Genomic DNA, 19,702 nt, shown 5'->3' with positions numbered 1-19,702 from the left:
GGACCGCCGGGGCCGAGCCCCGGCGTGCTGCTACACCTTCAGCTGATCGCCCGGCCGGGCCGCCATCTGATACAGCACCGGCATCAGGAACACGCTGATCAGGAGTCGCGAGAAGAGGCCGCCCACGATGACGAGCGCGAACGGCTTCTGCGAGTCGGTGCCCACGCCGGTGGCGATGGCCGCCGGCAACAACCCGAACGCGGCCACCAGCGCCGTCATCATGATCGGGCGCAATCGGAGCAGCGCCGCCTCGCGGGTGGCCTGGGCGATGGCCATGCCTCCCAGCCGCAGCTCGTTGGCATACGAGATGTACACCACCGCGGTCTGCACCGAGACGCCGAACAGCGCCAGGAACCCGATGCCCGACGACACGGAGAACGGCGTGCCCGTGAGCATGAGCGCGGCGAGCCCGCCCAACGGCGCCGACAGCACCACGCCGACCACGGTGATGAGCGGGAACTTGAAGTTGTCGTAGAGGAAGAACAGCAGCAGGAAGATGAGCACGATGGTGATCGGCAGCACGATCCGCAGCTGAGCGCGCGACGCCGTGTAGTCCTTGAACTCGCCGCCCCACACGGCGCGGTAGCCCACCGGGAACTGCACCTGCTTGGCCACCCGGGCGCGGGCGTCGTTGACGGCGCCGGCCAGGTCGCGCCCCTGCACGGAGAACTGCACGCCGATGTAGCGGTGGCTGTTCTCGCGGTAGATGAACGACGCGCCGTTGGCGATCGAGAGCGTGGCCACCTGGCGGAGCGGGATCTGGCTGCCGTCGGGCGTGGCGATGAGGATGTTGCCGATCTCCTCGGGCGTGCTCCGGAACTGCGGCTGCAGGCGCACGACGAGGTCGAACAGTTGCTCGCCCTGCACCACCTGCGTGGCGGCAGTCCCGCCCACGGCCGATTCGATCAGATTGTCCACGTCGCCGGCGCCCAGCCCGTACCGGGCCAGCTTGGCCCGGTCGATCTGCACGGTGAGCGACGGCTGGCCCAGCTCCTGCACGAGCGTGAGTTGGGTGATGCCCGGCACGTGCTCGAGCACGTGCTTCACCTCGAGGCCCTTGGCTTCGAGCGTGGTGAGGTCGTCGCCGAAGATCTTCACGTCGAGCGCGCTCTTGAGGCCGGTCTCGGCCTCGTCCACGGCGTCCTCGGCGGGTTGCGTGTAGTTGAACGTGATGCCGGGAAAGGTGCGCAGCCGCTTGTCGATGGCGGCGATCAACTCCGGCTTCGTGTGGTACGGGCCCGTCCATTCGCTGTACGGCTTGAGCCCGACGTAGAACTCCATGTTGAAGAAGCCCGTGGGATCGGTGCCGTCGTCGGGCCGGCCGTGCTCGTCGGCCACGTCGGTGACCTCGGGGAACGACTTGAGAATCCCGCGGATCTGGGGCGCGAACTTGGCCGCCTCGGGAAACGAGATCGTGTAGGGCATGGTGGCCCGCACCCAGAGCGCGCCCTCGTCCAGCTTGGGCATGAACTCGGCGCCGATCGAGGCCGTCATGGCGAGCGCCACCGCGAACAGCGCGACGCTCACGCCCATCACCCAGCCGCGGTGCGCCAGGCTCCAGTCGAGTCCGCGCATATACACGCGCTTGACCCACTCGAACACGCCGTTGCGGCGCTCGCGCACCCCCCGGCGCAATCCCCACGCGCACAGCGGCGGGAGCACGAGCACCGTGATCAGCAGCGAGCCGATAAGGGCGGCGATCGTCGTGTCGGCCATGGGCTTGAACAGCCGGCCCGACGGACCCGAGAGCACGTAGATGGGCAGGAAGCCGGCCACGATGACGGCGATGGCGTACACGATCGGCCGGTCCACCTCGGCGGCGGCGAGCGCGATCACCTCGCGCACGGAGAATTCCGTGCCTCGTCGTTCGGCCAGCCGGCGGAAGATGTTCTCCACCATCACCACCGCGCCGTCCACCAGGATGCCGAAGTCGATGGCGCCGATGGAGAGCAGGTTGGCCGGGATGTGGCGCAGGTCGAGCACGATGAACGCGAACAGCAGCGACCCGGGAATGGCCACGGCCACGATCAACCCCGACCGCACGTCGTACAGGAAGAAGATGAGGATGACGACGACGAGCAGGATGCCGCGCAGCAGGTTGTCCTCCACCACGCGCGTGGTGAGATGGATCAGGCTGCTGCGGTCGTAGAACGGATGGACCTTGACGTCCTTGGGCAGGATCGAATCGTTGAGCTGCCGCGTCTCGGCCTCCACGCGCTTGAGCACGGTCTGCGCCTGCTCGCCCGTGCGCATGAGGATCACGCCTTCCACGGCGTCGTCGCGGTTGTTGAACCCGAACTGGCCCAGGCGCGGCGCGTGGCCGATGTCCACGGTCGCGATGTCCTTGATCAGCACCGGCACGCCGTTCTTGACCGTGATCACGACGTTGCCGATGTCCTCGGTGGTCTTCAGACGGCCCAGGCCGCGCACGTAATAGAACTGCCCGCCCTCGGTGTAGAAGCCGCCGCCGGCGTTGTCGTTGTTGTTGCCGAGCGCGTTCTCGACGTCGGTGATGGAGAGTCCGGCGCCGGCCAGCTTGGTGGGATCGACGTCGACGTGGTACTCCATGGTCTCGCCGCCCAGCGCCGACATGTCGGCCACGCCGGGCACGGCCTTGTAGGCCTTGGACAGCACCCAGTCGTTGATGACCTTGAGCTCCATCGTCGACCGGTCGGGGCTGTCGAGCACGTAGCGGTACACGAGGCCCGACGGCGAGTAGAGCGGCGACACGCTCGCGCTCACACCGGTGGGCAGGGTCACGTTGGGCAGGCGCTCGAACACGCGCTGGCGCGCGAAGTACGGATCCGTCTTGTCGGCGAACGTCATGATGACGTCCGACAGTCCGTACAGCGAGATCGAGCGCAGCACGGTGAGGTTCTCGACGCCGTTCATCTCGGTCTCGATGGGCACGGTGACCAGCCGCTCCACCTCTTCCGAGGCGTGGCCCGGCCACTGCGTGATGATCTCCACCATCGGCGGCGAGAGGTCGGGGTACGCGTCCACCGGCAGACGCGAGAACGACCAGGCGCCGAGGCCGATGAGGGTGAGCGCGAAGATCGCGACCAGGAACGGCTGGCCCAGCGCCGCCCGCACGATGCGATTGATGCGCGACGGCGGCGCCGCGTCCGCCCCGTGTTCCGGAGGTACGATGGGCGTGGTCACTGGCTCTCCGCGAACTGGATGAAGAGCGCGCCGTCGGCCACGACCTTGTCGCCGGCGGCCAGACCCGACGTGGCCTGATAGCTATCGCCCACGCGGTAGCCGTACGTGATGCGGCGCCGCTCGAACGAGCCGTCGGGCAGGGCCACGAACACGAACGGCAGGTTGTCGTTGTCGCGCAACAGCGAGGCGGCGGGGATCAGGATCCCCGTGCGTGTGCTGCTGGAGTGGATCTGCACCTGCACGAACATGTCGCGCTTGAGCAGTTGGGCGCGGTTGTCGGCCACGATGCGCACCGCGGTGGCCTTGGTGCCCGGATCCACCAGCGCCGCCACGTAGTCCACGCGGCCCGGCACCGGCCTGGTGGTGGCGTCGGTGATGATGCTCGCCGCCTGGCCCTTGCTCACGAGGTCGAGGTCGGTGGGATACACGCTGGCCATCACCCACGCCGTGCTGAGATTGGCCACGGTGAAGGTGGGCGTGGCGCCGGCCTGCAGCAGCTGGCCTGGCGTGATGAGCTTCTCCACCACGACGCCGGCGATAGGCGACCGGATCATGCCCTCCACCTCGCCCGACTGCTTGCCGGTGCGGATGGCGGTGATCGTGCTGTCGGCCACGCCGAGCGCGCGGAGACCCTGCACGGCGGCGTCCAGATCGGCCGCGGCCGACGAGGCGTCGGTGCGCGCCTGGTCGAGATCGGCCCGGGCCAGGGCGTCGTTGGCGAACAGTTGCTCGTCGAGTTTGAGGATGCGCTGCGTGTTGCGCGAGGCGTCGTCGGCCTTGCGATAGGTGGCCACCGCCGCGGCGTAGTCGGGCGACGAGACCGCGGCCAGCGGCGACCCGGCCGATACCACGGCGCCGATGTTCACCAGCAGCCGCACCACGGGGCCGGAGATCGGCGCGATGACCTGCGTGGAGGAGTCGCCGTTGAACGCCACGGTGCCGGTGACGTCGAGCGTGGGCCGGAAGGTGGTGTCGGCCAGCGTGACGATCTGCAACCGGGCGCGCTGGGCGTCGGTGACCTTGAAGGTGGACGGCTTGACGATCGCCGTGGTGTCTTCGCTGGCCGAGGATGACGAGGTGCAGCCGGCCACGAGGCCGGCAAGCGAGATGAACGCGGCGGCGACGAGCGTCGCGGGCGCGAGAGAGCGCTTACTCACGAGGAGCTCCAGGGGCGAACGTGGTCAGCGGCACGCCGGCGGCGCGCTCGAGATCGGCGCGCGCCGAGTTGGCGGCGGCGAGGGCATCGGCATACTGGCTTTCGGCATCGAGCAGGGAACGGCGGGCGTCGAGCACGTCGAGCGCCGACAGGCCGCCCAGCCCGTAACTCACGGTGGCTACGCGATACGCCTCGCGCGCCGACGGCAGCAGCTGGTCGCGGATGTAGACCACCTGCCGCATGGCCGCGTCGGCGTTGGCATACGAGGTGCGCACGTCCTGCCCCACGGCGGCGCGGGTGTCGCGATACGTGGCCGCGAGTTCGAGCTCGCGGTGGTGCGTCTCGGCGTAGTCGCCGTTGGAATGCTGCCAGAAGAACAGCGGGATCGGGAACGCCAGGCCGGCCGAATACAGCGTGCCCTGGTCGCTCTTGAAATCGCGATTGCCCGACAGCGTGATGTCGGGAAGGAACGACTGCTCGCGCACCAGCGCGCTGTTGGCCCTGGCGGCGAGCTCCTGCTGCTGCAGGGCCACCAGTTCGGGCCGGGTGCGCTCCGCCGTCTGCTCCACGGCGTCGAGGTCGGGCAGCGGCGGCGGCACCTCGAGCGAATCGAGCAGCGCGAGCGGCGTGCCCAGCGACCGGCCCAGCACCCGGTTGAGGCCCGAGAGCGCGTTGGCCACGTCGCGGGCGTTGCCGATGAGATCGTTCTCGGCCTGCGCCAGATCCACCTGCGCCTTGATCACGTCCAGACGCGGCACCGTGCCGGCGTTGAACCGGGCCTGCGTCTTCTGCAGGAAATCGGCCGCCAGCCGGCGGGCCTCGGTGAAGTCGCGCCGGTGCAACTCGGCCACCAGCACCGCGTCGTACGCCTGGCTGGCCGCGGCGGCGATCTGCTGCTGGAGCAGCCGGTATTGTTCCTGCGACGCGCCGATGTTGGCCACGCCGATGGAGTTCTGCAGCCGGATCTTGTCGGGAAATGGAATGAGGAGCCCCACGCCGATGTTCCGCGACGTGGAGGTGCCCAGTCCGAGGAACCGCGTCTGGTCGTCGAGCGAGGCGATCGCGGCGGGCTGGGGGATGGACATCCCCTCCACGCGCTGCGCCCGCACCTGCGCGGTCTGCTCGCGGGCCACGTCGAGTTGAGGGTTGGCGAGAAGCGCCGTGGCCACGGCCTGACGGCGCGTGATGCGCAGGGTATCGGTGGCGGAAGCCCGGCCCGTGGCCGGACTCCCCTGTTGGGCGAGCGCTGCATTGGCGACACACACCAATGCGCACGTCCACATGGAAGTTCGCATGCTGTTCCTGGAGGTTGTCTGGGGATGGACACACCGACTGCGGCAGGCGCACGGGAGCGCGCCGGGTCCGAAGGCCGCAGTGGTCTCAGCTCACCAGGGGCGGGGCGCGCGAGAGGTTGGTGGGGTCCTGGTCGGGCCGCGGCGCGGCTGCCGCATCGAAGCGGTCCACCGGATTGCCCGCCGCCAGGTGCAGCACGGGCGCCGGCCGCTGCGGCGGCGCGGCGTACAGCGAGCGCACGGCGCACACGGCGCACGTGGCTTCGTTGTGGATGTACGGGTGCTTCGGGTGCGTGCTCTCCACGTGGACCACGCCCAACCGGTCGTTGTGCGGCTCGAAGAGCGGAGCCAGCGCCCACGCGCCCTGGAACACCAGCAGCACGACGAGTGCGGCGCGGCGGAACAGGGAGCTGGGTCTCGACACGGAGCGGAGCAGGGCGGGCATATCCGATCTACTTTACGCGGCGGCCGGCAAAACCGCCAGGGAACGGCGGCCGCCGCGCGGCGTCGGGCTAGCGGCCGGCGGCATAGCGGCGCAGTCGCGCGAGCATCTTGCGGTCGGTCTTCGTGGCGTCGTCCAGCTTGGGCGTCTCGAGCACCTTGGCCACGCGGCGAAAGCGATCGTCGGTCATGAGACGGCGGAACGGCGCCGCCCCCAGCGTGCCCTCGGCGATCAGCTCGTGGCGATCGCGCCGCGAGTCGAACGGCATCTTGGAATCGTTCAGATGGAGCACGCGCAACCGCCGCGCCCCCAGCACGTCGTCGAACCGCGTCCACACGCCGTCGAAATCCCGTACCAGATCGTACCCCGCCGAGTAGATGTGACAGGTGTCCACGCACACGCCCATGCGCTTGCGCTGGGCGGCCGGCACCAGCTCCAGCAGCAGGGCCAGTTCCTCGAACGTGCTGCCGATCACCGTGCCAGCGCCGGCCGTGGTCTCCATGCAGAGTACCGTCTTGCCCGGCACACGTTCCAAAGCTTCGGTGATGGCGTCGGCGTTGCGCTGCACGCCGGCGCCCCGCTCGTCCATGAAATTGCCCGGGTGCGACACCAGGTAGGTGATGCCCAGCGCCTGGCACCGCTCCAGCTCGGCCACGAAACTCTCGATCGACCGGCGCCGCAGCGTCGGGTCGGGACTGGCCAGGTTGATGAGGTACGAGTCGTGGACCACGGTGGCGCCCACCGCCGTGGCGGCGAGGCCGGCGCGGAATGCCTTGCGCTCGGCGTCGTCCACGCTCCGTTCGGCCCAGCGGTTGGCCATCTTCGTGAACATCTGCATGGCCGTGGCGCCGATCGCCTTGGCGCGAGGCGGCGCTTCGGCCGTGCCGCCGGCAATCGAGACGTGGGCGCCGAGCAGTTCCACGGGGGCGGCGGGCGCCGGGGCGCGCCGGGCGCGCGGGGGGCTCACTCGAAGTCGGCCGAGCGCCCGCGCAGCGAGGCGCCGCACCGGGGACAGTGCAACTCGCCCTCGGCTTCGTGGAGGGCGAAGTCGAACACTCGCCCGCAGCTGCAGGACGATTCCAGCCCTTCATGCCCGCAGGCCAGACAGAACTGGTCGCCCTCTTCGTAGGCGCGGAAGCGGGAGCACACGGAACAGCGTTTGACGACGGTCATCGGCGGCGCAGCCAGGTGGTGGGGTCCACGGCGGGCCCGCCGTGGCGGCGGACCTCGAAGTGGAGGTGGGCGGGGAAGTCGGGGTCCGAGATGCCGACCGTGCCGATCACCTGGTCGCGGACGACGTGATCGCCGCGCTTCACGCGCGACGCCTGCAACGATCCGTAGATCGAATAGTCGCCGCCGCCGTGATCCACGATCACGGTGAGCCCGTACAGGCCCAGCTGCGACACGCTCACCACCTCGCCGGCGGCCACCACGTGCACCGGCGTGCCGGCCGGCGCGGCGATGCCGATGCCGTTCCAGCGGATGGTGGTGTTGTTGGACTGCACCTGCCGGCCGAACGGATAGAGGATTTCGCCCTCTACCGGCCAGTCGAGCCTGCCGTAGTCCTCGGTGGTGATGGTGCTCCGGCTGGGCGCCTCGCGCGGGCTCGCCGCGGCGGCTCGCTTCCGGGCCGCTTCGAGCGATGCGATGGTGTTGGTGAGTTGCGACTCGGCGCGGCGCACCGCGGCCAGCCGGGCCTCGGTCTGCGTCACCTGCTGCCGCACCGACACCAGGCTGCGTTGGCGCTGATGCTCCAGCGACCGCAACTCCGACTCCTCCTGCTGCTTGTCGCTGCGGTTCTGGACCACGGCGTCCTGGAGCACCACCAGCCGGTCGCGTTGCATGCCCACCTGATTGCGCAGGTCCTCCACGTGCTTCACCAGCGCCCGGTCGCGCAGCGTGAGGAGGTGCAGATATTTGTAGCGGGCCACGAGGTCGCCGAACGACTGCGCCGACAGCAGCACCTGGAAGGTGAACAGCGGGCCGCGCTTGTAGATGTCCACGAGGCGGTGCTGCAGCACGGCGCGCTGCGCGGTGAGGTCGTCCTCGGCGCGCACCAGGTCGCCCGTGGCGTCGGTGACATCGGAGTCGATCGACACCAGTTGGTGGTCCAGGGTCTCGACGATGCGGGCCGTGGCGGCGGCGCGGCTGTCGAGGTTGGCCACCTCTTCGGACAGGTCGTGGGCCGAGCCCTGCAGGGAGCGCATGCGCTCTTCGAGCTGGGCGCGTTCGCGCCGGATCTGGTCGAGCGTGTCGCGCTGGGCCCGGAGCTTCTGCTCGGTCTGCGACTGCTGCTGGGCGCCGGCAGGGCGGGCGGCCAGCGCCAGCGCGACGGCGATGCCGGCGGCGGCGAGGGCGCGCCTCACACCGCGCGTAGGTGCCTCCCCACGGACACCGCGCTGCCGATCACGCCGATGAGCGCGCCGGCGGCCACGCCGAGCATGGCCTGCCCCGGATCGAAGAACACCGTGTGGAAGTGCAGGTAGTGGTCGATGAGGTGCATGCCCATCCACGTGAAGAGCAGCGCCAGCAGTCCGCCGAGCACGCCCTTCACGAATCCTTCGAGCAGGAACGGCCGCCGGATGTATCCGTCGGTGGCGCCCACCAGGCGCATGATCGCGATCTCGTCGGCGCGGGCCAGCACCGCCATGCGGATCGTGGCGGCGATGATGATCACGGCCACGGCGGCAAAGGCCAGCCCGAGCGCCAGCCCCGACACGCCGGCGATGTTGCGCAGCCGGTAGAGCTGCACCAGCCAGTCCTCGCCGTAGCGCACGTCGTCGATGAACGGGTAGCTCTTGAGCCGCTCGGACACGCGCTGCACGGTGGCCGGATCGCGGAAGCCCGGCTTGAGGCGGACGTCGATGGACGCGGGGAGAATGCCCGGCTCGAACACGTCCTTGAACTCGGCCAGTTCGTGGCGGGCCCGTTCCAGCGCCTGCGACTTGGACACCAGGTCCACGCTCTGCACTTCGGGGAAGGCGGCGATGTCGCCGGCCGCCGCCGCCATGGCCTGGGCGTCGGTGCCGTCGGCCACGAAGGCCCGGATCTCCACGCGCTCCTCCACCTGCTGCAGCGCGGCCCGGATGTTGAGCGCCACGAGGCCGAACAGGCCGAACGCGAACAGCGAGAACGCGATCGTGGTGATGCTGAGCAGGCTGAGCAGCGGGGCGCGACTGAACGTCGCCGAGGCATCGCGGACGGTGCGTCTCATGCCGTGGGCTCCACGGAAGCGGCCGAGTCGAACACGATCTGGCCGCGATTGAGCTCGATGGTGCGGTAGTCGGCGTTGCGCACGAGGTCGAGATCGTGGGTGGCCATGACGATCGCCGTGCCGGCGCCATTGATCTCGCGCAGCAACTGGAACACGCCGCGCGTGGCGCGCTCGTCGAGGTTGCCCGTGGGTTCGTCGGCGATGAGCACGAAGGGATCGTTGACGAGGGCACGGGCGATGGCCACGCGCTGCTGCTCGCCGCCCGACAGCTCGCGGGGAAATGCCGTGGACTTGGCGGCGAGGCCCACCTGGGTGAGCACGCGGCTCACCTTGGGCCCGATCTGGGCCCGCGGGGCGCCGGTGACTTCGAGGGCGAACGCCACGTTCTCCTCGGCGGTGCGCTCCTCGAGCAGCCGGAAGTCCTGGAAGACGATGCCCAGGCGGCGGCGCAGCTTGGAGATCTCGCGGCGCGTGGCGCGCTGCGAGTTCACGCCGCTCACCCGCACCGCGCCCGCCGTGGGCCGCTCGTCGAAGTACGTGAGGCGGAGGATCGTGCTCTTGCCGGCGCCGCTGGGGCCGGTGAGGAACACGAACTCGCCCCGGGCCACCTGGAACGACACGTCGTTCAGCGCCGTTCCCGACCGCGGGTATTCCTTGGTGACCCGGTCGAACCGGATCACGCCGACCGCTTCCGCCGCCGTCAACGCAACGCCTGCTCGAGATCGGCGATCAGGTCGTCGGCGCTCTCGATGCCGATGCTCAGCCGCAGGAATCCGTCGGGGATTCCCGCCTTGGCGCGCTCGACGGGGCTGACGCTGGCGTGCGAGGTGTGGCGCGGCTCGGAGATGAGCGAGTCCACGCCGCCCAGGCTGGGCGCATGCTGGAACACGCGCAGCCGGCGCAGCATGCGGTCCACGCCGCGCGCTCCGCCGCCCACTTCGATGGCCATCATGCCGCCGAATCCGTCGAGCGTGCGCTTGGCGATGGCGTGGTCGGGGTGCGACGGCAGCCCCGGGTAGTGCACCCGGCGAATCTCCTTGAACCCTTCGGCCCACTGCGCCACGCGCATCGCGTTGGCGTTGTGGCGCTGCACGCGCACGTCCAGCGTCTTGAGGCCGCGCTCCAGCAGCCAGGCGGCGAACGGATCGGGGGCCTGCCCCCAGACCATCATCTTCCGGCGCACCTCTTCGATGTACTGCGCCGTGCCCGACACCACGCCGCCCAGCACGTCGTGATGCCCGTTCAGGTACTTGGTGGCCGAGTGGATGGAGACGTCGGCGTCCTGCTCGATGGGGCGGAAGTTGATCGGGCTGGCGAAGGTGGCGTCCACCACCAGCGCGATGCCCGACTGCTTGCAGATGTAGCTCACCGGCTTGAGGTCGAGCACGCGGCAGGTGGGATTCACCGGCGTCTCGAGGAACACGACGCGCGTGTTCTTGCGGATGGCCCGGCGCCACACGCGCACCTCGAGCGGGTCCACCAGCGAGACCTCGATGCCGAGCGAGGCGAATTCGGTTTCGAGCAGCGTGCGCGTGCCGCCGTAGATCCAGCTGCTGGCCACGACGTGGTCGCCCGGCCGGAGCAGGGCCAGCAGGGCGCACGCCGTGGCTCCCATGCCGCTGGCCAGCAGCACCGACGCCTCGGCGCCCTCGAGTGCGGCCATGCGCCGCTGCACCGCTTCGGCGTTGGGCGCATTGCCGTAGCGGGGGTAGCGCAGCCCGTCGCCGGAGCCCACTTCCTGGATGTAGTTCACCGACTGGTACAGCGCCCGCACCACCGGCGCGTCCACGTCGCGTTCGCCCGCTTCCACGCCGCCGTGGAGCGGCAACGAGGCGCGATCGAGGGGACGCTGCTGTCTCTTGGGCATCGTTAGTGACTCACGCATACGCGGGCGGGCGCCCGCGCGAATCCAGATCGGGCTTGACCACCCGGACGATCTCGGAGGGCGACGCGCCGGCGACATCGCGCAGCGCCACATCGCCCCGTGGCATGGCCGGATCGAGGTGCACGGTGGCGAGCTCGTGACGGCGCGGGCCGTACACCCACGCCAACTCGCCGTCGGAGAGCAGCCGCTTGCGCGCGTCGTCGGCGTTCATGAACACCGCCGGTCCGCGCGCCGCGTCGCCCGGGCGCGTGGCGATGAACTGCGCCACCCGCAACGGACGATGGAGCTGCTCATCCACGGTCGCCTCCAATGGCCACGTACTGCTCATCCAGACGCATGAGCAGCCGCCGGCGCCACAGCCCGTCGAGGGTGCTGCGCACCTGGGGCTCGTCCTCGCCGATCTCGCCCGTGAGGTCCGCGGCCATGGCGCGCCCGTGCCGCTTGAGCGCCTCCCAGGCCCGGCGCTCGCGCTCGCTGAGCACACCCACCACGTGCACCCCGTCCTCCTGCTCGATGGCCAGGGCCAGCCCATGGCGCTCCAGCACCGTCTCGATGGCCTCCCAGTGGTCGTCGGTCACGCCGCGGAACAGGAAGTACGCCTCGTGCGGCGGGTTCTCGGCGCAGTAGCGCAGCAGGAGCTTGGCGATCACCTCGTCGGCGCACGAGAAGTCCATCATCGAGACGTGCGAGAAGTCGAGCACGGTGAGCGTGCGCTCGTGCGCCTCGCGCATCAGCAATTCGATCTGATTGCGGACCGCGGCCCCCGTGGGGCGCGTGACCAGATTGGAATACAGGTTGGCGGAAACGGTCTGTCGCAGCACCGAACCGAGGTCGATGTGGTTCATTCCTTGGCCGCCGCGCGCTCGGGGATCGTGACCTGCACTTGAGCGCCGGGAAAGGGGGAAAGGTCTTCTTCCAGAGGAACATCCTCGTCCCACTTGGGGACGAGCGCAATACGCGCCGTGCCGCTGCGGATGGACAGCTTGCCCTCCCAGCGGCCGCAGTAGCGGCGCACGCCCGACAGGCCCTGCCCCCGGCCGGGGTCGCGGAACCGGCTCACCCCCCGGATGACGGCCGCCTCGAGGGCGGCGCCGTCGTCCCAGCGGTCGTCGCGCACCCGGCCCGGCGCCCCCTCCAGGGAGTTGCGGAACCCGATGCCGGCGTCGCACACCGCGATCTGCACCACGCGGCGGCCGAGCCGCTTCTTCCAGGTGTAGGCCTGCACGGCCACCCACCCGCCGCGGCCGGCGTGCTCCACGATGTTCTGGCACACCTCCGACAGCGTCATCGCGAACCCCACCGTGGCCTTGGCGTCCAGGCTCAGTTCGGTGGCGATGATCTGCTGCGCCTTCTGCTGGATGCGGTCCACCACCTCGTGCACGTCCTCGCTCTTGGCCACCGGGGTGACCTCGAGCAGCACGCGCGAGTCGCCGCCCGTGCGCTTGGGCACGGCGCCGTGCATCTCGTAGAGGTCGGCCGCATACCGGAAGAAGTCGGCGCGGGCCCAGTACCCGGCCGTGTCCTCGGCTTCGGGCACGGCAAAGCCCGGCCGCTCCTCGCGGGTCTGGGCCAGCGTCAGGAGGGCGGTGAGCCCGTAGGGCGACGCCCACCGGCAATGGCGGGCATCGACCAGGATCTTCTCGTCGGGAGGCAGCGGCGCCAGCTGCTCCAGCACCTGCTCGAACGACTGGTCGTCGAGCGATGGCGGGACATTGATGACGGTAGTCACGTGGCGCTGAATTCCCCTCGAAGGTGGTGCGCGAGTCCGGTGGCGCCCCGGTGCTCGAGATTGCGTCCCGCGGCGCGATGCGCCGCGCGGATGGCGTCACCCAACTTATCACCCGCGAGGAGCCGAGAGAAATAGGTTGCCCCCCACACGTCTCCACAACCCGTGGGATCGCCGCCGGCGGGGCTTGACACCGCGGTGGGCACCAATTCGGTGCGCAGCGGGCCGGAAATGGCCCCCAGCGGCCGGGGGCGGCGGAGGTCCCCCAGCCGTTCGAAGTCCGGCGCGGCAAAATACACGGCCCCGCGGGCCCCCAGGGTGACCACCAGGCACCGCGCCCCGGCGTCGAGCACCGTGGCCGCGAGCGCCAGCGGATCGGGGGCCAGCAGCGCCATCTCGTCCTCGTTCACCTGCACCAGGTCGAAGCAGGCGCACCACTCCCGCACGTTGGGCAGCGGCCGCGGCGTGCGCAGGCCGTCGGGCTGCAGGGCCAGCATGAGCGAATGCAGATCGCAGTAGATGGGCCCCTTGAAGTGCTGGCGGATGAGCTGCGCCGTCTCGAGGTCCACCTCCCAGCCGGCCAGGAGATTGATGTACAGGGCGTCGAGATCGCGGAGCAGCGGCTGCAGGCCGGCCCAGGTCCAGCCCGGCACCCCGCCGGTGAGCCATTCGCTGCGCCGCGCCTCGGTGTGGTAGCGGATCTCCACCCGGTTGTTGGGATACGGCACCTCCACCAGCGCCGCGTCGGGCGCCACGTGGCGCAGCGTGCGCAGGAACGCCCGGGCCCGTTCGGCCAGGTCGGAACCCACCTTGATCAACGGGACGATCTGCCAGTCGTCGCCCAGCGCCGCATCCAGGCCGCTGAGCGTGTACGTCACGCCCCCCCATTCCTCGATGGGGCCCTGGCGGACGTCGCGGCCGTAGATGACGTCCCAGACGAACGTGCCGATGATGCCGAGCTTCATAATCCCTGCTGTTCCGGCAGTGCGCGGTTCAGCGGTTCAGGAAGGTCCTCACTGCCCCCACCACCCCGGCCGTTCCGGGCAACTCCCCGGGCACGATGCGCGCCGCGTCCACGGCCGGCGCGAACGCCCGGCGCCGCACCTCGGCGCGGAGCGGCACGAACAGCCGGTCGCCGGCGTGCGTCACGCCCCCGGCCACCACCACGACATCGGGATTGAAGATGTTGAGCAGGTTGGCCACGCCGGCGCCCAGATACCGCCCGGTGTCGCGCACGATCTCGTCCGCCACCGCGTCGCCCTGCTGCGCGGCATCGTACACCGTCTGCGCGGTGAGGCGGTCCAGATTGCCCTGCACCATCAGCGGCATGAGCGACTCGGTGCCCTCGCGCACCAGCACCTCGCGGGCCCGCGTGGCGATGGCCGGTCCCGAGGCATACGCCTCCAGGCAGCCGTAGTTGCCGCACTTGCAGTGGCGGCCGTTGAGATCGATGGTGGTGTGCCCGATCTCGCCGGCCACGTCCGACGCGCCGTGGTACAGCTTGCCGTCCAGGATCAGCCCGCCGCCGATGCCGGTGCCGATGGTCAGCCCCACCACGTGGCGGCCGCCGCGGGCCGCGCCCTGCCACCACTCGCCCACGGTGGCGCAGTTGGCGTCGTTGTCGAGCGTGGCGGGCATGTGCAGCCGGCTTGAGATGCGGTCGCGCAACGGGAAGTTCCGCCAGCCCAGATTGGGCGCCACGATCACGAGCCCGCGTTCGCGGTCCAGCGGGCCCGGCGCGCCGATGCCGATGCCGAGCAGCGCCTCGCGCGGCACATGGGCGTCGCGCATGGTGTCGGCCATCGTCGCCTCGATCTGGGCGACGATCAGGTCCACCACGCCCTCGGCCCCGGCCTGGGCTTCGGTGGGCACGGAGCGCACGCCAAAGGTGCGGGTGCCGTCCACGGATACGGCGCCGGTCACGACGTTGGTGCCGCCGAGGTCGACGCCGACGATGTATTGGTCTCGCGAGTTCGCGGTCATGTGGGCTGGGTGGGGACGGACAGAAGATGGCGAACGCGCACCGCCGCGTCACCTGCGGGCAGATCGCGCATGCATTTCCAGTGCCCGAGCGGGCAGGCCGGCGGGCCGTGCTTGTCGCAGGGCCGGCAGTCCAGCCCGCCGTGCTCCAATATCAATGAAAGGGGGGCCAGGGGCCCGAATCCGAACGCCGGCACGGTGGGTCCGAACACGGCCAGCGTGGCGGTGCCCATGGCCGACGCCAGGTGCTGGGGCGCGGAGTCGTTGGTCACGAGCACGCGGCAGCGCCCGATCAACTCCGCCGAGGCGAGCAGCGACAGCGCGCCGGTGGCGTCCACGGTGGCGGGGCCGGCCGCCGCCACGATCTGCTCGGCCAGCAGCCGGTCGTCGGCGCTGCCCACCACCACCAGACGCGCCACGGCAGCTAACTCGCGGGCCAGTTGCGGATAGTACGGCCAGCGCTTGGTGGCCCACACGCTGCCCGGGGCCAGCGCCACCAGCGGACGCCCGTCGTCGGGCGCGCCGGCCAGCAGGGCGTCCACGGCGGCGCGTTCGGCGGCCCCAGGGTAGAGCCGCGGGCGGATGCGATCGGGGGTTGGGTCGCCGTCGGCGCCGGCCAACTGCCAGAGGCGCGCCGCGTGGTGCAGGTCCTTGCGGTACGGAATGGCGCGGGTGTACAGGGCGCGGCCGGCCGAGGTGGCAAAGCCCACGCGGATGGCGGCGCCGGTGGCGAAGGCGAGCGCGGCGCTGCGCACCGAGCCCTGCGCCAGGTACACGGCGTCGGCGCCGCAGGCGCGCATCTCGCCGGCCATGCGGCGGAAGCCGAGAATGCCGCGCGCCGAACGCCGCTTGTCGTACACGATCACGCGGCGCACGTGGGGATTGTTGGCCAGCATCGGGGCCGACGCCGGCGTGGCCACCACGTCCACGGGGCCACGCGTGGCCAGCTCCGCGATCAGCGCCGTGGTGAGCACCATGTCGCCGAGAAAGCTGGTTTGGACCACGAGTGAGGTCATGCGGGCGGGGTCGGAGCCATCTGCCAATCTACGCCCGGCGGGGCCGGCCGGGCATCACGCACGCAGGTCGGGCATCAAGAACGCAGGGGTTCGCAGGGATGCTCCGGATCGAACGGATCCTCCGGATGAATAACTCGGGGGCTTCGGCGGCGAGATCTTCGTGATCACCGGAGCCCCGGCGAACCGACTCTCCCCTCCGGAGCCCCCCAAAGCACTGGCAGTTGATCGGGAGCATCCGTGCGATCCGGAGCCTCCGGCCGATCCCCTCGGTTCTGGAGGCCGGCCAGCCACACCCCGCTAATCCACCTGCAGCACGGCCAGGAACGCTTCCTGCGGGATCTCCACGGCGCCCACCTGCTTCATGCGCTTCTTGCCCTCTTTCTGCTTCTCGAGGAGCTTGCGTTTGCGGCTGATGTCGCCGCCGTAGCACTTGGCCAGCACGTCCTTGCGCAGCGCCTTCACCGACGTGCGGGCGATGATCTTGGTGCCGATGGCCGCCTGGATGGCCACCTCGAACAGTTGGCGCGGGATCAGTTCCTTGAGCTTGTCGGCGATCTTGCGGCCCCACTCGTATGCCTTGTCGCGGTGGATGATCACCGAGAACGCGTCCACGGCGTCGCCGTTGATGAGCATGTCCAGCTTCACGAGGTCGCTGGGCCGGTAGTCGAGCATCTCGTAGTCCAGCGACGCGTACCCGCGGCTGATGGTCTTGAGACGGTCGAAGAAGTCGAGGATGATCTCGGCGAGCGGGAATTCCCAGTCGAACTCCACGCGCGACTGGTCCAGGTACGTCATGTTCTTGTACACGCCCCGCCGCTCGTTGCCCAGCGACATGATCGGGCCGATGTAATCGGCCGGAGCCATGATGCGCGCCTTCACGTACGGCTCCTCGATGCGCCCGATCACGCCCGGGGCCGGCATCTTGGACGGATTCTCGATCAGCTCCATGGTGCCGTCGGTGTGGTACACGTGGTACTCCACGTTGGGCACGGTGGTGATCAGATCCAGATCGAACTCGCGCTCCAGCCGCTCCTGCACGATGTCCATGTGCAGCAGCCCCAGGAATCCGCAGCGGAAGCCGAACCCGAGCGCGATCGACGACTCGGGCTCGAAGTGCAGCGACGCGTCGTTGAGCACGAGTTTGTCCAGCGCGTCGCGCAGCGTCTCGTACTGCTGGGTGTCGGTGGGGTAGAGCCCCGAGAACACCATCGAGTGCACGTCCCGGTAACCCGGCAGCGCCTGCGCCGCGGGGTGCTCGAAGTCCATCACCGTGTCGCCGGCCCGCGTCTCCTTCACCGACCGCACGTTGGCCACCACGTAGCCCACCTCGCCCGGTCCGAGCGAGTCGGTCTCCACCTGGCGCAGCTGGTTCACGCCCACCTCGGCCACCTCGTACGCGTCGCGACTGCCGCTGGCAAAGAAGATCTTCATGCCGGGCTTGAGCACGCCGTCCACCACGCGCACGCTGGGAATGGCGCCGCGGTAGCGGTCGTAGTACGAGTCGAAGATCAGCGCGCGCAGCGGGCCGTCGCGGTCGCCCTTGGGCGGCGGCACCCGCTTCACGATCTCCTCCAGCAGCTCGGGCACGCCGATGCCTTCCTTGGCGCTCACCAGCAGGATCTCGTCGGGGTCGGCGCCGATCAGATCGTGCACCTCCTGCTTGCGCCGCTCGGGCTCGGCGCCCGGAAGGTCGATCTTGTTGAGCACGGGCAGGATCTCGAGCCCGGCGTCCATGGCCAGGAAGAGATTCGACAACGTCTGCGCCTGGATGCCCTGCGACGCGTCCACCACCAGGATCGCGCCCTCGCAGGCGTTGAGCGAGCGCGACACCTCGTACGTGAAATCCACGTGGCCCGGCGTGTCGATCAGGTTCAGCTCGTACGTCTTGCCGTCGCGCGCCGTGTACGACATCCGCACGGCGTTGAGCTTGATCGTGATGCCGCGCTCCCGCTCCAGATCGAGCGTGTCCAGCACCTGCTGCTTCATCTCCCGCTTCTGCAGCATGCCGGTGGCTTCGATCAGCCGGTCCGCGAGCGTGGACTTGCCGTGATCGATGTGCGCGACGATGCAGAAATTGCGGATGAGCGAGAGATCCACGATGCTCGATGCTGGCGACGACAACACGATGCGCGGCGGTCGCACGACGCGAAGCCGAGCGCGCGATGGGTAACCATCAAAGTTAGTCGGGCCGGGCGGTCGATCCAAGCTGCGCCGGTCGCGCGGCGCGCTCTGCGGGCATCCAGAACCCGGGGGTTCAGCCGGATGGCTCCGGATCGAACTGATGCTCCCGATAACTGCAACTCTTGGGGGTTGCCGAGGGGAGACCCGGTTTGCCGGGGCAGCGTCTTCCCACCGCGCCGCGGCTGCAGCGGCCACGAACATCTCCCCGCCAAGCCCCCCATGGTTTCGAGATCCGGAGCATCCGTTGAATCAGGAGCATCCGGGCGAACCACTCCGTTCTGGATCCCCGTCTGAACGCCGGCTCTGCGGACCAACGATCCGGTAGAACTTTGGCGTGGGGCCAAAATGCAGCACCAGTCCGACCTCGAGGGCGGTGGCGCGCAGATAGTTGTACACCTGCCGCGTGGCGGCCCGGTGCAGCTCGTACGTGGACTTGGTCTCCACCACCACCGCGTCGTCCACGATCATGTCGAGACGCTGCTTGCCCAGGAGATCACCCTTGTAGCTCACGGGCACATACACCTCGCGACTCACCCGATGTCCTCGGGCGCGCAGTTCGCGTTCCAGGGCCATGACATACAGGTGCTCCAGAAAGCCGAAGCCGAGGGTGTTGTAGACCTCGAAAAAGGCGCCGATCACCGAGCCGGTGACTTCTTCGCGGAGCAGAGGTTCGCGGGTCATGCCCCAAAATCGCGGGAGGGCTCGCGGATCATGCCAGCAAATCACCGCGGCGCGCATCATTGCGCCGGGCGGGCATCCAGAGCCCAGGGGTTCATCCCGATGCTCCGGATTGGACCGATGCTCCTGATAACTCCAACTGCTTGGGGGCTGCGGGGGCAAGATCGGTGCGCCAGGGGTGCACCGGGCACGAAGCTCTCCCGGCCAAGCACACCCTGAGTTCTTCGATCCGGAGCATCCCTCCCATCCGGAGCATCCGCGCGAAACCCTGCGTTCTTGATGCTCCGCACACGCGCCCGAAAACGCCCCGCTCCATTTGACCCATCCCGCCGCGCCGTCTAGCTTTCGCGACCCGATGGACACTGCCCACGCCACGCGCGCCGACCTGCTGGACCCCGCGCATCTCGCGGCGCTCGGCCACGTGGAAATCGTTGCCCGCTGGGTGGTGGACGGGTTCATGGCCGGCCTCCATCGCTCGCCCCGCAAGGGATTCTCGGTGGAGTTCGCCGAGTACCGCCCCTATCTGCCCGGCGACGACCTGCGCCACGTGGACTGGAAGATCGCCGCCCGCGCCGACCGCCTGGTCATCAAGCAGTACGAGGAAGAGACCAACCTCCGCGCCACGGTCGTGCTCGACGTCAGCCGCTCCATGGTCTGGAGCGGCGCCCAGCTCGGCGCGTTCGGTGCGCGCGACACGGCCCGGCTCACCAAGCTGGCCTACGCCGAGATCGTCGCGGCGTCCATCGCCTTGCTGCTGCTCCGGCAGCGCGACGCCGTGGGGCTGGTGCGCTTCGACGACCGCGTGCGCACCGCCGTTCCGCCACGCGGGCGCCACGGCCAGTGGCGGCGGATCGTCGCCGCGCTCGACGACGCCGGCGCCGGCCGCGCATCCAGCGCCCCCGCCGCCCTCGAACAGGCCGCGCGGCTGCTCGAACGGCGCGGCCTCGTGGTGCTCATCTCCGACCTGCTC

Annotated in this window: 19 protein-coding genes; 1 reads left to right on the top strand and 18 read right to left on the bottom strand. The window is 69.7% G+C overall.

What is annotated here, in order from left to right:
• Positions 1 to 30 precede the first annotated feature (30 nt).
• The 18 genes from VNE60_04290 to VNE60_04205 form a co-directional block, all read right to left on the bottom strand.
• A complete protein-coding gene (locus tag VNE60_04290; protein ID HVB30729.1) occupies positions 31 to 3,162 on the bottom strand; it encodes a CusA/CzcA family heavy metal efflux RND transporter in 3,132 nt (1,043 codons plus the stop codon).
• Positions 3,159 to 4,319 (bottom strand): efflux RND transporter periplasmic adaptor subunit, encoded by a 1,161-nt coding sequence (locus tag VNE60_04285; protein ID HVB30728.1) that lies wholly within the window; start codon positions 4,317 to 4,319, stop codon positions 3,159 to 3,161. The genes VNE60_04290 and VNE60_04285 overlap by 4 nt, the downstream gene beginning before the upstream one ends.
• Positions 4,312 to 5,613, bottom strand: coding sequence for a TolC family protein (locus VNE60_04280; GenBank protein HVB30727.1), 1,302 nt, complete (start codon positions 5,611 to 5,613; stop codon positions 4,312 to 4,314). The genes VNE60_04285 and VNE60_04280 overlap by 8 nt, the downstream gene beginning before the upstream one ends.
• 85 nt (positions 5,614 to 5,698) lie before the next feature.
• Entirely contained in the window at positions 5,699 to 6,055 is a 357-nt protein-coding gene (locus VNE60_04275) for a hypothetical protein (GenBank protein ID HVB30726.1), read from the bottom strand.
• Positions 6,056 to 6,122: 67 nt separating this feature from the next.
• A complete protein-coding gene (locus tag VNE60_04270; GenBank protein HVB30725.1) occupies positions 6,123 to 7,019 on the bottom strand; it encodes a deoxyribonuclease IV in 897 nt (298 codons plus the stop codon).
• A complete protein-coding gene (locus VNE60_04265) occupies positions 7,016 to 7,225 on the bottom strand; it encodes a hypothetical protein (GenBank protein HVB30724.1) in 210 nt (69 codons plus the stop codon). The genes VNE60_04270 and VNE60_04265 overlap by 4 nt, the downstream gene beginning before the upstream one ends.
• Entirely contained in the window at positions 7,222 to 8,418 is a 1,197-nt protein-coding gene (locus VNE60_04260; protein HVB30723.1) for a peptidoglycan DD-metalloendopeptidase family protein, read from the bottom strand. The genes VNE60_04265 and VNE60_04260 overlap by 4 nt, the downstream gene beginning before the upstream one ends.
• Positions 8,415 to 9,266, bottom strand: coding sequence for a permease-like cell division protein FtsX (locus VNE60_04255; GenBank protein ID HVB30722.1), 852 nt, complete (start codon positions 9,264 to 9,266; stop codon positions 8,415 to 8,417). Before VNE60_04255 ends, VNE60_04260 begins: the two co-directional genes overlap by 4 nt.
• Positions 9,263 to 9,946: a cell division ATP-binding protein FtsE gene (ftsE, locus tag VNE60_04250; protein HVB30721.1), complete on the bottom strand. Its 684-nt coding sequence runs from the start codon at positions 9,944 to 9,946 to the stop codon at positions 9,263 to 9,265. The genes VNE60_04255 and ftsE overlap by 4 nt, the downstream gene beginning before the upstream one ends.
• Before the next feature lie 20 nt (positions 9,947 to 9,966).
• Entirely contained in the window at positions 9,967 to 11,133 is a 1,167-nt protein-coding gene (locus VNE60_04245; protein HVB30720.1) for a PLP-dependent aspartate aminotransferase family protein, read from the bottom strand.
• A gap of 10 nt (positions 11,134 to 11,143) precedes the next feature.
• On the bottom strand, positions 11,144 to 11,449 hold the full coding sequence (locus VNE60_04240) for a molybdopterin dinucleotide binding domain-containing protein (protein ID HVB30719.1): 306 nt from the start codon (positions 11,447 to 11,449) through the stop codon (positions 11,144 to 11,146).
• Entirely contained in the window at positions 11,442 to 11,996 is a 555-nt protein-coding gene (locus tag VNE60_04235) for a hypothetical protein (protein ID HVB30718.1), read from the bottom strand. Before VNE60_04235 ends, VNE60_04240 begins: the two co-directional genes overlap by 8 nt.
• Positions 11,993 to 12,880, bottom strand: a complete 888-nt coding sequence (locus VNE60_04230) for an ATP-binding protein (GenBank protein HVB30717.1) — start codon at positions 12,878 to 12,880, stop codon at positions 11,993 to 11,995. The genes VNE60_04235 and VNE60_04230 overlap by 4 nt, the downstream gene beginning before the upstream one ends.
• A complete protein-coding gene (locus VNE60_04225) occupies positions 12,877 to 13,842 on the bottom strand; it encodes a carbohydrate kinase family protein (GenBank protein ID HVB30716.1) in 966 nt (321 codons plus the stop codon). The genes VNE60_04230 and VNE60_04225 overlap by 4 nt, the downstream gene beginning before the upstream one ends.
• Before the next feature lie 28 nt (positions 13,843 to 13,870).
• Positions 13,871 to 14,860 carry an ROK family protein gene (locus tag VNE60_04220; protein HVB30715.1) on the bottom strand — a complete coding sequence of 330 codons (990 nt, stop codon included), beginning with the start codon at positions 14,858 to 14,860 and terminating at the stop codon, positions 13,871 to 13,873.
• Positions 14,857 to 15,873 (bottom strand): glycosyltransferase family 9 protein, encoded by a 1,017-nt coding sequence (locus VNE60_04215; GenBank protein HVB30714.1) that lies wholly within the window; start codon positions 15,871 to 15,873, stop codon positions 14,857 to 14,859. Before VNE60_04215 ends, VNE60_04220 begins: the two co-directional genes overlap by 4 nt.
• A 297-nt stretch (positions 15,874 to 16,170) precedes the next feature.
• Positions 16,171 to 18,015: a translation elongation factor 4 gene (gene lepA, locus VNE60_04210; GenBank protein ID HVB30713.1), complete on the bottom strand. Its 1,845-nt coding sequence runs from the start codon at positions 18,013 to 18,015 to the stop codon at positions 16,171 to 16,173.
• A gap of 288 nt (positions 18,016 to 18,303) precedes the next feature.
• A complete protein-coding gene (locus VNE60_04205) occupies positions 18,304 to 18,735 on the bottom strand; it encodes a GxxExxY protein (GenBank protein ID HVB30712.1) in 432 nt (143 codons plus the stop codon).
• Between the two features lie 352 nt (positions 18,736 to 19,087).
• Between VNE60_04205 and VNE60_04200 the strand changes: the two genes are divergently transcribed.
• Positions 19,088 to 19,702, top strand: a 615-nt coding sequence (locus tag VNE60_04200; GenBank protein HVB30711.1) for a DUF58 domain-containing protein, incomplete at its 3' end; no start/stop codon positions are given.

Source organism: Gemmatimonadaceae bacterium (assembly GCA_035533755.1).
In the GTDB taxonomy this organism is placed as follows: Bacteria; Gemmatimonadota; Gemmatimonadetes; order Gemmatimonadales; family Gemmatimonadaceae; genus JAGWRI01.
The sequence above is the reverse complement of the archived record's forward strand: the minus strand, read 5'-3'. Positions and strand labels throughout refer to the sequence as shown.

What these genes read in the sequence shown, in the direction of transcription:
- VNE60_04275 (HVB30726.1), bottom strand. Translation starts at nt 6,055, where the DNA reads ATGCCCGCCCTGCTCCGCTCCGTGTCGAGACCCAGCTCCCTGTTCCGC.
- VNE60_04215 (HVB30714.1), bottom strand. Translation starts at nt 15,873, where the DNA reads ATGACCTCACTCGTGGTCCAAACCAGCTTTCTCGGCGACATGGTGCTC.
- VNE60_04265 (HVB30724.1), bottom strand. Translation starts at nt 7,225, where the DNA reads ATGACCGTCGTCAAACGCTGTTCCGTGTGCTCCCGCTTCCGCGCCTAC.
- VNE60_04205 (HVB30712.1), bottom strand. Translation starts at nt 18,735, where the DNA reads ATGACCCGCGAACCTCTGCTCCGCGAAGAAGTCACCGGCTCGGTGATC.
- VNE60_04255 (HVB30722.1), bottom strand. Translation starts at nt 9,266, where the DNA reads ATGAGACGCACCGTCCGCGATGCCTCGGCGACGTTCAGTCGCGCCCCG.
- VNE60_04280 (HVB30727.1), bottom strand. Translation starts at nt 5,613, where the DNA reads ATGCGAACTTCCATGTGGACGTGCGCATTGGTGTGTGTCGCCAATGCA.
- VNE60_04235 (HVB30718.1), bottom strand. Translation starts at nt 11,996, where the DNA reads ATGAACCACATCGACCTCGGTTCGGTGCTGCGACAGACCGTTTCCGCC.
- VNE60_04225 (HVB30716.1), bottom strand. Translation starts at nt 13,842, where the DNA reads ATGAAGCTCGGCATCATCGGCACGTTCGTCTGGGACGTCATCTACGGC.
- VNE60_04245 (HVB30720.1), bottom strand. Translation starts at nt 11,133, where the DNA reads ATGCCCAAGAGACAGCAGCGTCCCCTCGATCGCGCCTCGTTGCCGCTC.
- VNE60_04220 (HVB30715.1), bottom strand. Translation starts at nt 14,860, where the DNA reads ATGACCGCGAACTCGCGAGACCAATACATCGTCGGCGTCGACCTCGGC.